We start from the raw sequence: 14,664 nt of genomic DNA on the forward strand, positions 1-14,664 counted from the left end.
CCAACACAAAAACGCCCCCGCTGTTGGCGGAGGCGTTTTCCCTTATGTCAGTTAAAAATGTATCTCTTAGAAGAGTTTAGAGCGGGTGTCTTTCACGCTGCTCAGTTTTTTCAGCACCATGAACAGTTGGTTATCCAGCATGGAGGTAACGCTCTGTTCATAAGCAGCCTGCAGGGAAGGAATATCCTGAGCTGGCTGGCCGGAAGGCTGGTAGCCGTCTACTTTGATTACGTATACACCGCTGTTGCCTTCAATTGGAGCAGAAACGGCTTTGGTACCCCAGCTTTTGTTGAAAGCTGCACCAGCTACGCGTGGTTCGAAACCAAGGGAAGCGATGAATGGAGTAGAGAAGGAAACAGCTTCCGCTTTCAGCACAGGCTGAGAGGAGGCTTTCGCTGCGGCATCCAGGGAAGCAGGTGTACCCAGTTTGGCAATGATCTGAGCTGCTTTCTTACCTTTTTTCACTTCTGCTTCAACCAGCTGACGTACATCTTCCAGTGGAGCGGTACCTTCAGCGCGTACAGTTGACAGTACAGCTACTACATATTTATCATCCAGTGTAAACACAGAGCTTACATCGCCTTTATTAGCATCATATGCCCAACGAACCAGTTCGCGGGACTGACCCAGTCCAGGAATAACGAAGTCCATAGGACGAACGTTGTCGGCAATACGTTTTACCAGTTTACCTTCCTGAATGGTTTTATTGAATGCGGTGTTGGTACGTGCTTTAGCGGAGAAATCGCTGGCTGCGGAGTACGCAGTGTTATTGGTTTCCTTGCTTGCTTCTACTGGTTTAGCCAGGTAAGCTACTTTGATAGCAGGACCGATATTTTTCTTTTCTACCACCTGCATAACATGGTAACCGATCTGGGTTTTAATCACCTTAAATTCACCGGTAGGGCCTTCCAGCGCGAAGTCTTTAAACTCAGCAGGGAATTGGCTGGCGGTAGAAGGAGTCAGTTCATATTCACCATTGTTGGCTTTGCTGCCGTTATCATCAGAGAATTTAGCCACCAGCTCAGCGAAAGCTGCACCGCCTTTTACTGCGGCCAGGATGCTGTCTGCACGACCTTTAGCTACTGAATCAGTAACGCCGGCGTTAGGATTCTCAGCGATGAGGATGTGACGCACTTTCACGCTGTCTGGCATCATCTTACGATCTACCATTTTCGCGAAAGAGATCAGGTGATTATCATAATAAGGGCCGAATACGCCACCCACTGGCAGATCCACGATAGAATCTTTCATTGGGAATTTTGCTTCGCTCTTAGCGATATAACCATCGAAGAATTTAGAATCGGAGTTACGGTTGATGAAACCAGCAATATCTGTGTTGCTGACAGTATCCAGTTCCGTTTTCAGGATCATCAGCTGTTGCAGCGCATTGGCGGTATCAGTACCGGAAGGGATAGCATCAAAAGAAACGTATTCCAGTTTGCGGGATTCTTCCACCTGGAACATTTTCTTGTGTTGCTGGATATAGCTGTTCAGTTCTGCATCAGATACAGATACAGTAGAATCAGAGATAGTAGCGTAAGGAACGTTTACATAAGAGATATTAGCCATCTGGCTGTTATCTTCCTGTTGTTGCTTAGCTAACCAGGTTGGATAATATATACCTTGTCTTACCAGGGTCAGATATTTGCGCTGCAGTTGGTACTGAGCGATCTGTGCCTGCATTTGGTGCAGTGCTTCACGGATCTGTGGGTTAGCACTGCCCTGGGAGATAGCTTGCTGCATTTGTGCGCGATCCAGCTGACCATCGCGGCCGAACTGCTGCATTACAATTGGGTTAGGGTTAGCGCCGGTGAATTGGTCTACCACTTCAGCATCAGTTACCTGGAGGCCCAGTTTGCTATATTGTCCTTTTAAAATTTCTTCAGTCAGGAATTGGTTCCAAACTTGTTCACGGATACGTTGACGATCTTCTTCAGTCAGACTAACGTTGCCCATTTGCTGGCGCACGTTATTTTCATAATCGGAGATCCGACGCTGATAATCAGCATACTGAAGTTCTTCGCCATTAACTTTACCAACGGACGTGGACCGGCCACCAACGGAATTTCTGCCAAAAAAGGCATCCTGCAACAGGAAACTGACAATCGCCACGCAGATCACCACGATGATAACTACGGCATACTTGTCCCTGATTTTCTGAATTACTGACATATATTATATAGTCTACATTTTTAAGGAAAGCAAAAATAGAATAAAATAGTTGTAACTGCAAAAGAGTATTTTTTATGTTGAAACGCAATACAGCAAAGGATTTGAGCTACTTATAACACTTTTATGTACTGCTATTCATTAACAGGTTTTCCACAATAAAGCACATTTTGGCGGCCCTGTTTTCTGAAGTGGTGAAATACTTTGATAAGCACGCTGGGCGCTATATTTTTGCAGCAGCAGACTTCCAAAAGGGTCGTCGGCTTATTCACAAATGTGAAAAAGTGGAAAAATGCAATCCACATGATTTTGTGAATAAAATAGGATAGAACAGCTTGTTGTTTACTTTTGGAGGTTTTTCATTCCCGCGTGTTTTTTTTCCACAATTGATGTGTAAAAACCCCTGTAAAACCCAAAATTTGGTGGGAAAAGGTGCCTTTGTCCACAGGTAAAACTAATTTTGTTTTTATGCCGAAAGTTTCCCTTGGTTTTTAAAAATGTGGATTGTGGATTGTTAACGTCATCTTTTAACAATTTCCTAATAGGGTGTATAGAGAAAAGATTTACACGGCGGAGGTTATCCACGTATGTGGATGAAAGTAACAGAATTCAGTAGTAGCGCGGAAAGAGGGTGTTAATTTTGATGTGGATAATGAAGGCAAAAGGAATAACAACTACATTTGTATCAAGGCTAAAAATTTAATTTCCACATATCCACAGCCCTAATAGTAGTGGGCTTTTCTTTTTAAATATTTAAATAGATATATAGTCATGATTATAGATTTTGCCACCGCAAAAAAAAATTTGCAACACAACGGATTTTTGGATATACCGGTGGACCCATCTCTGGATTTGTTTGCAGCGATCGAAGATTTGAAAAAACGCAAAAATGCCATCATCCTGGCGCACTACTACCAGGAGCCGGATATCCAGGATATTGCGGATTACATTGGGGACAGTCTGGGCCTGGCTCAGGCGGCAGCAAAAACTGATGCGGACATAATCGTGTTTGCCGGGGTACATTTCATGGCGGAGACTGCAAAAATTCTCAGTCCACAGAAAAAAGTCCTGTTACCTGATCTGAAGGCGGGATGTTCACTGGCGGACAGTGCACCACCAGAGCTGTTTAAGAAGTTTCGCGATAAATACCCGGATCACATTGTGATTTCCTATGTGAACTGTTCTGCAGGTATGAAAGCGCTCAGCGATATCATCTGCACCTCGTCTAATGCCGAAAAAATCATCGAAAGCGTCCCCAAGGACCAGCCGATCATTTTTGCCCCCGACAGGAATTTAGGGGCTTATTTGGTCAAAAAAACGGGTAGAGAGATGGTTTTGTGGAACGGTGCCTGCATGGTACACGAGATCTTCTCCCTGGAAAAAATCATGAAATTGAAGGTTCGTCACCCGAAAGCCAAGATAGTGGCGCATCCGGAGTGTGAACCAGCTGTATTGGAGGTTGCGGATTACGTTGGGTCTACTACAGGGATACTGAAATTCACACAAAAGGACGATGCCCAGGAATATATCGTGGTTACAGAAACCGGTATTCTCCATCAGATGCAAAAAGACAATCCAGGCAAAACTTTTATTCCGGCTCCGCCAAACAATGCTTGTGCTTGTAACGATTGTCCGCATATGAAATTAAACACATTAGAAAAACTCTACTTGTGTATGGAATATGAAACCCCGGAAATCACCATGGATGAAAATTTACGGAAGGCTGCTTTAAAACCGATTGAGCGTATGCTGGAGATAAGTGCGGCTGCCGGTTTATAATAGAGTTATCAACATTATTCACATTTTTAAAACCCGTGTAATCACATTACACGGGTTTTCTTTTTTGTACGAAAAAAATATTAATTATCAATAAGTTAGAAAGGCCATTGTATAAATTTCTTCTTTTTCTTTCCCCAGTGATTTCACAGGTTAACCCGAATCTGCACATACTTTTACACAAGCGATGTTAAAAAATGAAACGAAACTCAAAAATGAGTGCCGTGAGAATTTAATATTCAAAATCGATCAAGGCTTACCGCAGAAAATAATTTTTTATTCAATTCTCACAGCGTGATTTGTGTCGTGAGAATCCAATTTTCATAATGATTTTAGATACTGGACAAAGAGAATTCATTGTCGCACTGTAAAGAAGATTTCCTGGGAGTCGCCTGAGAATTGCATGTATATTCAGTTTACGCCATACCCCTCAAGGATTTTTCCGGAACTGTATCCTAGGGCCTTTCAATTCAATTTTCTGTTATTAACGCAGTTATCCACAGTTATCAACAGTCATTACTTTTTAACTCATTTTCAGAGAAAAATTTGAAAATGAAGGCGCTGAGAATTAAAAATATTTTTTGTAGCTGGCATACCCTCAGTATTATTTTATATACGCAATTCTCAGAAGGAGGGTAATGCATTGAGAATTAGATATTTGTAAATTATTTAGGGTGTGTTTCCGGATAAATATTTATGAGAGTGTAAAGGGCTTCTAAATGAATGCGTTCTGAGTGAAATATTTCAAAAATTCCTTTGGTTACCCCATGTTTTTATATTCTGCACGAATGTCAAGCTATGTTTTTCTGATTTCAATAATAATATTACATCAGAGCGGCAGCTTTATCCACATTTTTGTGAATAAGTGCTGTATTTCCAAAATTTTTTTGCTTTTACGCTGATTTTAAAAAAGAGGGGCTTGAGAATTTAATGAATTCCTTAATCGCGGCATATCCCAATGTTTTTTGTGAATTTTTAAATGTCGCGGCTATAGTAAGGGGCTGAGAATGTATTCTGTTCCGGGGAGTGGGCAGGTGATTTTTTTTCGTGCAATTCTCAGCGCGCTGGTAAGGCGCTGAGAATCCGATATTTTTTTCTGCTTAGCATCGTGTTGGAACCAGTCTAATTTTATCTCATTCTCAGCGGCCTGTGAGCAGGCTGAGAATGAGATATTTGGTCCGATGCCGGTGTATGGACAATCTGTTATTTTCTAAAGGCGTTGGCTTCGTCCTGAGGTTCTTATTTTTAATGTTTTCCTTTGGTTACCCTGTGGAGATGCAGTTGACGCTATGGAGAATTGATTAGGAAAGGCCTGAGAATTGAATGGAATAGAAAGTCCCGGTATATGGGAGGGGGGCAGTGCCAGAATTAATTCTGGTAGCAATATTTTTTATTTTTCGTTGCTCAAGATGTATGATGAGGCGTTATTGGGGGATAAAATACTGGTTGGGTGCTTAAAAAAATTTTTTTTGATTTTTTTGTTGCTGAAATGTGGAAAAAGGTCCAATTTTTCTTAAATTTTTTTTCTCCGTTATTAATAATTCCAAAATTCAAGGAATTTCTTTCTTTTTGACAGGTTTTTGCACAAAAAGTGTGGACAATGGACTGATTTTTAATAAAATTTCTGAAAAATCAGCGGGATTCTTCACAATTGTTGATAATTGTGTTGATTTTTGAAATTTTTTTTCCCTTTTTCTAGAATTTCAATTCTTTCTGCGGTAGTTTTCCCCATTTTGACGTGTGTGGGAATTATTTTTGAGAAAAATTGACAGTTTTGCAGGCACAAATGTCAATAAATTCCTTTTTTTTTATTTTTTTCACGAGATTTTGCTACCAATTGTGGATTTCAGCTCAATAATTTCAAATTTTTTTTCTTTTTTCCTTCTAGCAGGGCACTTGTTCACAATTAGTTGAGAATATTTATACCCCAACCAGGATTACACATAAAAACCTGCAGAAATTCAGCATCTTATCAACATTTATTCTCAAATTTTTCAAAATTTTTTCTCCAAGCGTGTGAATAAGCTGGTTATTCTGTGGTTAACCTGATTTTCAAATTTTTTTTTAGGGAGATGAAATGTAAATGACCGGAAAAATTATTAGCTATAGGAGAAATGGGGTAGAAATAAAGGAGAAACTGACAACTTTAGGGTAGAAAAAAAGGTAGAGGATTTATATTTCCTCTACCCAAATATGATCTGCTTCTGTTTTTCGGAGCGATAAATTGTAACCAGCTACCATGATTGAAATTGGATCTCCGAGTGGCGCAACCTTCTCAATTTTTACTGTTTCACCGGGTACGCAACCCATTTCCATCAGTTTGATATGAAGATCGTCTTTTTCAAATTCTATTATCACTGCACTTTTACCTGTAGCAAGTGAGGACAATTTAATAATGGCATTTTTCATTATCTGACAATTGGTCCGTTTATATTATGATTGAGCATGGGGAATTATTCACAAGGACTACAGGACAAAGTTAGCCCTGAACCTGCAATATGCAAAAAGAAACATTCCCAGTTGCGATTTTCATTTTACTTTTACATCAATTTTAACAGTGGGTTATGGCAATACAATTTACAGCACACGAAGTGAAGCTTGGACTAAAAAACAGGACTAAACTAAAAGCATTTCTAAAAGATCTGTTCAAGAGGGAAGGTCAGGGACTCAACGGCTTGCACTATATCTTCTGCAGCGACGATTATTTACTGGAAATTAATAAGCAATTCCTCAATCATGATACCTATACAGACATCGTGACTTTTGAAATGTCGGAAGATCCAGCTGTAACAGAAGGTGAAATCTATGTTAGCATCGACAGGGTAGTGGATAATGCTGCTAAGTTTGGTGTAACGGAAGAACATGAGCTGCACAGGGTGATTTTGCATGGAGCCTTGCATCTTTGTGGATACAAGGATAAAACTAAGAAAGAAGAGCAGTTAATGAGAGATAAGGAGGAGGAGAATCTGAAATTATATTTTACTGAGAAGTAGATAAAGGAATTTGATGTTCCACGTGGAACATTCTGGCGTTTTTAAAACCCGAATGTTTCACGTGGAACATTTTTTATTAGGGTTTTGTAAAGGGTGACCTAGGTTTCATTGGCAAACAAGGTGCTCAAAGGATTAACACCAACAGCTTCCCGGGATAGGGGGACTATTTTGGTTGGAGAAGAAATAGTAGTCTGTAAAACGAATGGATGCTTGCCTATGTATTGCGATATATTCAAACCTATTTATTCCTGGAATCACCAGGGTAATTTATGCAGTATCAAACCTATCTATACCCAGAGATACTGTCCGAATACCAGGACTTCAAATTGGATCTAAGGCACTGTTAGGAATTTACCCAAGCTCGAACCTAACTATTTAACAGGTGCTGCCCAACCAAATTTATTTTTATATCGCCGCCAGGAACTCATGCAAGTTTGAACCTATTTATTTACAAGGTGGAGCCCAACCGAAATTATATTTAAACCGCTGCCAGAAACCCATGCAAGATTGAATCTATTTATTTAAGAGATGCAGCCCAACAGAATTTAAATCTAAAGCACTGCCAATATCTCCTGCAAGATTTTGAAGTAACTACCCAACCGTATTTAGATCAATAGCGCTGTCAGGAATTCACGCAATTTTGAACCTATTCAATAAAGCTGCCAGGTGACCTACCCTACGACTGTTAATTAGGTGTAACGTGCTCCATTTGGCCAATACCTATTTCCAACACATAGACTATGCAAGATCGAATCTATTATATTTAAGCGGCACTGAGAATCCAACCATAAGATTGAAAATTTGGTTTACAGCGCTGCGATTACCTGGAGATAATTATGTTGACTTTAAGAAAGTATTCTTAGTACAGAATCAGGAGATTTACCCATTTTCTCCTTTAACACCCTCTCATGCATGTACTACCCCTCACATTAAATAGTGCTACGAATGATCCATCAACGCACCTTTATTATTATATTAGTAAACCGGATAAATGTGAAGTTGTGACCAGAAAAACCAGGAACCAGAACCCTCAATGCTTAAACACTTTATGGGATACTTTATTTTCTCCTACGCTATCAACTACAGGCAATTAAACAATGCGATCGGCTCCAGGGATATTGCATTATTAAATCAGATCCGGCAAACGGATACATTTCAACGGTATGTTAATCTGGATTTGCCAACGGAGGTGGGTACAGATACAGCGCTTCAACATATTGTGCATGGCCAGGCACCTGATACCAGGGATACCACCAGTTACTGGCATGCGCTTATAACGCTGATTGATTATTTAGGGAAACCTTTAGGTAAAAGTGAAAAGCTCGTGCTGCATTATGAAACAGATTTGATCAACCAGATTCTCCTGGAGGATTTTAAAGTGGATATGGGGATAGAGGAAGTGCTTTTAAATGGCAGACTGGATGTAGGATTACCGTTATCAAATGACTGGCCTCTTTCCGGTCTCCTGATGTATGCTGACTTATTGCAACTTCAGAAGGAGCTCTTACATGTAAAAATCTCCCAGGAACATATCGTAGCCACTACCGAGGAGGATGAGGAAGAAGCTCGTGTATTGGATGGCATCCAAACCCTGAAGGAGAACATCGACTACTGTTTAATGCATGATTTTGTATTGATTTCCTTTTGCCATTAGCCATCTTTTTAATGTTCCACGTGGAACATTGCATTTTATGGACACAATCTCCCTACTTCTATGTAATTTTGCACTTTCAATTTTAATATGTTTCCTTCATACGATATAATAGTTGTAGGTGCAGGGCACGCAGGTTGTGAAGCGGCTGCCGCTGCTGCCAATATGGGCTCAAAGGTGCTGCTTGTTACCATGAATATGCAGACGATCGCCCAGATGAGCTGTAACCCTGCCATGGGTGGTATAGCCAAAGGACAGATCGTGCGTGAAATTGATGCCTTGGGTGGTTATTCAGGCATAATCACGGATCAATCCATGATACAGTTTCGCATGCTCAACCGTTCTAAAGGCCCCGCCATGTGGAGCCCAAGAACGCAGAATGACCGCATGCTCTTTGCTGCTAAGTGGAGAGAAGCCCTGGAGAAAACACCAAATGTGGATTTCTACCAGGACATGGTAAAAGGACTGCTCGTAAAAGACGGTAGATGCCATGGTGTTATTACCGGGCTAGGACATGAAATTCAAGCTAAAGCGGTAGTACTTACCAACGGAACTTTCCTCAACGGAGTTATTCATATAGGTGAAAAACAGTTTGGCGGAGGCCGCGTAGCGGAAACTGCTGCAACCGGTATTACAGAACAACTGGTATCCCTGGGCTTTGAAAGCGACCGCCTGAAAACCGGAACACCTCCAAGAATCGATGGCCGTAGCCTTGATTATTCCAAAATGGAAGAGCAGAAAGGAGATGACGAAATCACCGGCTTCTCTTACCTCGATATACCTAAAATAAAACCCGAGCAACAACGTAGCTGCTGGATCACTTATACCAGTGAAGCAGTACATGAAATGCTGCGCACCGGGTTCGACAGATCTCCCATGTTCCAAGGTCGTATCCAGGGAACAGGACCTCGTTACTGCCCAAGCATTGAAGATAAAATCAACCGCTTTGCAGAACGGGAAAGACACCAGCTGTTTGTAGAACCAGAAGGATGGGATACCGTTGAAATCTATGTAAATGGTTTCTCCACCTCCCTGCCCGAAGATGTACAAATGAAAGCACTGCGAATGGTACCAGGTTTCGAAAACGTACGCATGTTCCGCCCGGGATATGCCATCGAATACGACTATTTCCCACCAACCCAGCTGCAGTTTTCCCTGGAAACAAAACAGGTACAGAACCTGTTTTTTGCGGGACAAATTAACGGTACCACCGGGTATGAAGAAGCTGCCTGCCAGGGATTAATGGCGGGTATCAACGCACACCTGAAAGCCACCGAACAGGATCCCTTTGTATTGAAAAGAAGTGAAGCCTATATCGGTGTACTCATCGATGACCTCATCAACAAAGGTACCGAAGAGCCTTACCGTATGTTTACTTCCAGAGCCGAATTCCGTACCCTGCTCCGCCAGGATAACGCTGATCTCCGACTCACAGAAAGAAGCTATAAAATGGGACTGGCCTCCGAAGAAAGAATGGCCCGCGTACAACAGAAAAAAGAAGGTGTGGAAAAAATCAAAACCATCCTTAAAGAACTCTCTGTTGAACCAGCTGAAATAGATGGATTACTCCAGTCTAAATCATCTGCGCCGCTCACTCAAAAACAAAGAGCCCACCAGATTCTATTGCGCCCAGGCCTGGATATTTTGTCCATGAAAAACGAAGTGCCTAAAATCGCAAAAGCACTCGAAGGATTCGATAACGAAATTTTGGAAGAAGCAGAAATCCAAGTGAAGTACGAAGTGTATATCGAAAAAGAAAATGAACTCGTACAAAAAATGAGTCAGCTCGAAGACCTGATTATCCCGGATTCATTCGACTACGGAAAACTGGTTTCACTGTCCGCCGAAGCAAAACAGAAATTTAATAAAATCCGTCCACGCACACTCGGACAAGCCAGCCGAATCAGCGGCGTAAATCCGAGCGATGTACAAATCCTCATGGTATACATGGGCAGATAATTATTAAACGCAACATATCTCAAAAAAAGGTAGCCGCTCACCCGGCTGCCTTTTTTTTGTCCAAACAGGAAAAAATTAGTCAAAATAGCTGAAAATCGGCCTTCAGAAACCGGGCAAATTTGGAGGATCTGTTATGGGTTGAATGTTTGTATTCAAAAAGAGTATGAGTGTCAGAAATGGGCTTAAAATACTAAATTAGGTGATTGGACTATTTTTTAAGCGAAAGCAACCTCTTTAGCTTTTTACTCGTATCTATTTATCAAAAGTTCCGGAATATTGATCCGCTAACTGCCGGCCTAAAAAATATTCGTGCACGATTCAACTATTAATGAGCTCATTGCCGGCTGCTGCAAAAAAAATCGCAGTAGCCAGGAAGCACTGTACCGAAATTTTTTCGGCTATGCTATGAGCATCGCTATGCGTTATGCACACCAAAGAGAAGAAGCGATCGAAATACTCAATGATGCATTTCTGAAAGTATTTCAGCATGTCCAGACTTTCGATACCAACCGCTCCTTTAAATCCTGGCTCGCAAAAATAATCGTGAATACCGCGATCGACTACCTGAGGAAACAAAAGAAAATAGCCTTCACGGAAGAAATATCCGCAGGCGTAGAACTTAGTATAGCAGACAGCATAGTAGATAAACTTAGTTACAACGAACTACTCCAACTCGTACAGGCACTACCACCTTCCTACAGAACAGTATTTAACCTGTACGTTATGGATGGTTTCCAGCACCAGGAAATAGCACGTATGCTCGGCATCTCAGAAGGAACGTCAAAATCTAATCTCTTTAAAGCAAAGAAAATACTGAAAGAGAAAATACTGAACGTAGCCACCACCACAAACGAAAACGGTATTGGCGCCGATATATCCCTGTTTAACAATGAATGACAACTTCGAAAATAGTATCCGTAAAAAGCTGCAGGAAGCTGATTTTCCATTTGACCAGGAAGCCTGGAATCAAATGGAAAACTTGCTGAATAAAGACAAAGACGATGATAAACCACCCATGTGGTGGTGGATCATCCTGCCACTATGCGCTGTTACGATCGCAGTCGTATTCCTGTTACTCAAACAACCCCAACACAACAATGATAACATCGTTGCAACGTCGTCAATCACCGACTCCACCACGGTTTTAAACACCCCAACCACTGCAATTACAGGCAATAAACCCATGCACCCCATCACTGACCCTGCCATCGTTATAAACACCCCATCCGCTACAAAAGCCGATATTAAACCCATACAAGCCATCCCCGAAAAAGTAACACTAACATCTGCCGAAACAAAAAATGAAAAAACATTTTTTACTGCCGGAAACAACTATTTATCAACCACAGAAAATACCACATCCGCAGCATTTAATACACTTAATTCAGTTTATAACGTAAACGACTACACGAAAATTAATAATACTGTTAAAATACCAGTAAAATCAGGTATCACAGCCTATACCATCTCCCTAAAACAAAAACAGAAAGAATCATTTAACAGATTATATGCAGGCCTTTCCGCCGGACCAGATTTTAACGTAGCATCTTCATTCCGGTATGCCAGATTAGGATTTAATGCAGGCATAGTTTTACACTACTATTTTAAACCCAAATGGTTTGTATCTACCGGTATTACCTACAGCAAAAAACTCTATGGCGCCACCCCACAAGATTACAAGGGACCTTATAACAACTACCTCAGAAAAATAGACGCAGACTGTAATGTGCTGGAAGTTCCGCTAAACCTGAACTACGCTTTTCTCAAAAAGAAAAATTTCAGCCTGAGCGCCACTGCCGGCGCCAGCAGCTATTTCATGCTAAAAGAAAAGTACAACTACCGATATAATAACCCCAGTTACGATAAGGAAAATGTAATCACCAACGAAAACAAACACTACCTCGCAGTACTAAACGTTGGCGCCTTATATCAACAACCAGTAGGAAACAGACTCATACTCGGTGTGCAACCCTATGCAAAAATTCCACTTTCCGGGGTAGGAGCAGGACAGGTGAAATTGTACTCCTCCGGTGTTACACTTCAACTTACCCTTACCGGCCGTAAAAAGTAAAAACCGGCTAAAACCGCCACCACTGCGGGGCATGAACAAAGCACGCTCTATATTGTTATTTTTTAACAGGAGATATATGCCAACAGGCATGAATATTTACCCTTTATTAAAAAATAACTGATATGGCTAACAAGAAAAATAATCCTCCCAAAAACACCGACAAAAAGAAAGATAAAGAACAGGAAGAATTTCCAGGGTATCCGGAATACCCCGCCAGTGAGGATATTATGAACCGCGATAACCGCGATAATGAAGTGGATCTGGATATGGACGAGGTTACCCGCTCCTTCCGGCATAACAGCGAAATAACGCCTAAAAAAGGGGAAAAAAGACCCAAAAGCGATGAGCAGGAGGAAACATGGCGCCAGGATAAAACTGGTGACGACCTCGATATACCCGGATCAGACCTGGACGATGAAGAAGAAGAAATCGGTAGTGAAGATGAGGAAAATAACATCTACAGCATTGGTGGCGACAGGCACGAAGACCTCGAAGAAACCAATGACGATCTGATTGAAGACGAAGATGATTTTGAAGATGAAAAATACTAGTGCTATAGTAATGGCGCCAGGAGTCTGCACGCACTGTCCAGGAAGCGTTTCATGGTATTTCTTCTGTTCCAGCGCGTTTCCTGGACAGGCGAGGCATTCAACAGATCCTCGTCAAAAACACGATTCAGTTTTGTAGCCACTGTTTCATCATAAATCAGCGCCCCGATTTCGCAATTGAGATAAAAACTTCTGTTATCGAGATTTACAGAGCTTACCCACGACAGATTATCATCAATCACCATTGTTTTGGCGTGAATAAAACCACGTGTATAGAAATAAACCTTCACACCCGCTTCCAACAAAGGTTTCATGTAAGATAAGGCAGCATGTTGTACGATAAATGAATCGCCGCGATAAGGCAGTATCAGCTCCACCTGTTTGCCAGCGAGTGCTGCCAGCTGTAAGGCCGACAAAATCTGATCCGTTGGTATAAAATATGGATTGGTAATCCGGATACGACGCTGTGCCAGGTTTATAGCCATCACTATCGTATTCATAGACATAGGCCAGTCGGAATCCGGTGCACTGGCCACAATGTCAGTAAAGCAGGTATCCCGCATTACCGAACGCTGAAAATAAGGATGCTCAAATGAAAATACTTTTTTACTCACATACCGGTAACTCATCAGAAACTGCAGTTGTAGCATGTTTACCGCATCACCCACAATTTTCAGATGTGTATCCCGCCAGTACAGCGGATGTTTACCATCATTGAGATATCGGTCATCCAGATTAATACCACCTACAAAACCGGTGATACCATCCACCACTATAATTTTCCGGTGATTGCGATAGTTGGCATTTACATAAAAGTTGATCAGTACCGGAGAAAAAACGTAGACTTCGGCACCATGTTCACTGAGTACTTTCGGAATTTTACCGATGTGGTTGGAACCCATATCATCGTAGATGAAACGTACAATAACCCCTTGCTGTAGCTTCTCCAGCAGAATGGCCAGCATTTCCCTACCCACTTCATCATCTGTGATGATGTAGTATTCGATATGAATATGATGTTTGGCCGCACGCAGTGCACTAAATACTTCGGGAAATTTTTCTTCGCCGTTTACCAGTACTGTTACTTCATTATTTTTTGTGAGAATAGATTGTTTCGTATTAAGCAGCATCGCAGAAAGCTCCTGCTTTTTACCCTGTTCCTGCCTGAGCTGCATTTGCATGCGCTGGATTTCGCTCCGTTGCGAATGCATGTAGCTTTCAAACAACACTTCATCTTTACTGCCTTTTAAGGTAAACCTTCTCTTCTTCCTGAAATCGCGGCCGAGATAGTAATAGATGATGAGCCCTAACACCGGTACAAAAACGAGGAGGAGTATGTATGCAATAGCTTTTACAGGATTTCTGTTTTCCAGCAGAATAGTAAATACCACACCCAGCAGGGAAAGTGTTAAGAAAATAGTACTACCCAATTTCAAATATGGATGCCAGTTAAACCCGTATATGAACGAATAAAGTTGTTGCATATTTATGTAATAG

The 14,664-nt window shown here is 41.5% G+C and carries 10 protein-coding genes; 7 read left to right on the forward strand and 3 right to left on the reverse strand.

Annotated elements, in window-relative coordinates; all coding sequences use genetic code 11:
• Window positions 1-66: 66 nt before the first annotated feature.
• Window positions 67-2,172, reverse strand: a complete 2,106-nt coding sequence (locus tag KW844_RS01205; RefSeq protein ID WP_218374884.1) for a peptidylprolyl isomerase — start codon at window positions 2,170-2,172, stop codon at window positions 67-69.
• 768 nt (window positions 2,173-2,940) lie between these two features.
• Here KW844_RS01205 and nadA point away from each other — a divergent pair.
• Complete coding sequence (nadA, locus tag KW844_RS01210; protein WP_218374885.1) at window positions 2,941-3,948, forward strand: quinolinate synthase NadA; 1,008 nt, start codon at window positions 2,941-2,943, stop codon at window positions 3,946-3,948.
• Window positions 3,949-6,117: 2,169 nt separating this feature from the next.
• Here nadA and KW844_RS01215 read toward each other — a convergent pair.
• Window positions 6,118-6,354, reverse strand: coding sequence for a FeoA family protein (locus KW844_RS01215; RefSeq protein WP_073082606.1), 237 nt, complete (start codon window positions 6,352-6,354; stop codon window positions 6,118-6,120).
• A gap of 155 nt (window positions 6,355-6,509) precedes the next feature.
• On the opposite strand from KW844_RS01215, the gene ybeY reads away from it, so the two are divergent.
• The 6 genes from ybeY to KW844_RS01245 all read left to right on the forward strand — a co-directional run bounded on the left by ybeY (window position 6,510) and on the right by KW844_RS01245 (window position 13,170).
• A complete protein-coding gene (ybeY, locus tag KW844_RS01220) occupies window positions 6,510-6,938 on the forward strand; it encodes an rRNA maturation RNase YbeY (protein WP_218374886.1) in 429 nt (142 codons plus the stop codon).
• A gap of 1,048 nt (window positions 6,939-7,986) precedes the next feature.
• Window positions 7,987-8,592 carry a hypothetical protein gene (locus tag KW844_RS01225; protein WP_218374887.1) on the forward strand — a complete coding sequence of 202 codons (606 nt, stop codon included), beginning with the start codon at window positions 7,987-7,989 and terminating at the stop codon, window positions 8,590-8,592.
• A gap of 87 nt (window positions 8,593-8,679) precedes the next feature.
• Window positions 8,680-10,548 carry a tRNA uridine-5-carboxymethylaminomethyl(34) synthesis enzyme MnmG gene (gene mnmG / locus KW844_RS01230; RefSeq protein ID WP_218374888.1) on the forward strand — a complete coding sequence of 623 codons (1,869 nt, stop codon included), beginning with the start codon at window positions 8,680-8,682 and terminating at the stop codon, window positions 10,546-10,548.
• Window positions 10,549-10,857: 309 nt separating this feature from the next.
• Window positions 10,858-11,445 (forward strand): RNA polymerase sigma factor, encoded by a 588-nt coding sequence (locus KW844_RS01235; RefSeq protein ID WP_218374889.1) that lies wholly within the window; start codon window positions 10,858-10,860, stop codon window positions 11,443-11,445.
• Window positions 11,438-12,619 carry a porin family protein gene (locus KW844_RS01240; RefSeq protein ID WP_218374890.1) on the forward strand — a complete coding sequence of 394 codons (1,182 nt, stop codon included), beginning with the start codon at window positions 11,438-11,440 and terminating at the stop codon, window positions 12,617-12,619. The genes KW844_RS01235 and KW844_RS01240 overlap by 8 nt, the downstream gene beginning before the upstream one ends.
• A gap of 122 nt (window positions 12,620-12,741) precedes the next feature.
• Entirely contained in the window at window positions 12,742-13,170 is a 429-nt protein-coding gene (locus KW844_RS01245) for a hypothetical protein (RefSeq protein WP_218374891.1), read from the forward strand.
• A 2-nt stretch (window positions 13,171-13,172) separates the two neighbouring features.
• Here KW844_RS01245 and cls read toward each other — a convergent pair whose 3' ends face one another.
• Window positions 13,173-14,651 (reverse strand): cardiolipin synthase, encoded by a 1,479-nt coding sequence (cls, locus tag KW844_RS01250; protein WP_218374892.1) that lies wholly within the window; start codon window positions 14,649-14,651, stop codon window positions 13,173-13,175.
• Window positions 14,652-14,664: the final 13 nt, after the last annotated feature.

The sequence above is a fragment of the Chitinophaga sp. sic0106 genome, from assembly GCF_019219075.1.
Taxonomy (GTDB): domain Bacteria; phylum Bacteroidota; class Bacteroidia; order Chitinophagales; family Chitinophagaceae; genus Chitinophaga.

Excerpts from the sequence above, each read along its gene's own strand:
- KW844_RS01240 (WP_218374890.1), top strand. The coding sequence starts at position 11,438 with ATGAATGACAACTTCGAAAATAGTATCCGTAAAAAGCTGCAGGAAGCT.
- cls (WP_218374892.1), bottom strand. The coding sequence starts at position 14,651 with ATGCAACAACTTTATTCGTTCATATACGGGTTTAACTGGCATCCATAT.
- KW844_RS01205 (WP_218374884.1), bottom strand. The coding sequence starts at position 2,172 with ATGTCAGTAATTCAGAAAATCAGGGACAAGTATGCCGTAGTTATCATC.
- mnmG (WP_218374888.1), top strand. The coding sequence starts at position 8,680 with ATGTTTCCTTCATACGATATAATAGTTGTAGGTGCAGGGCACGCAGGT.
- KW844_RS01245 (WP_218374891.1), top strand. The coding sequence starts at position 12,742 with ATGGCTAACAAGAAAAATAATCCTCCCAAAAACACCGACAAAAAGAAA.
- ybeY (WP_218374886.1), top strand. The coding sequence starts at position 6,510 with ATGGCAATACAATTTACAGCACACGAAGTGAAGCTTGGACTAAAAAAC.
- KW844_RS01225 (WP_218374887.1), top strand. The coding sequence starts at position 7,987 with ATGGGATACTTTATTTTCTCCTACGCTATCAACTACAGGCAATTAAAC.
- nadA (WP_218374885.1), top strand. The coding sequence starts at position 2,941 with ATGATTATAGATTTTGCCACCGCAAAAAAAAATTTGCAACACAACGGA.
- KW844_RS01215 (WP_073082606.1), bottom strand. The coding sequence starts at position 6,354 with ATGAAAAATGCCATTATTAAATTGTCCTCACTTGCTACAGGTAAAAGT.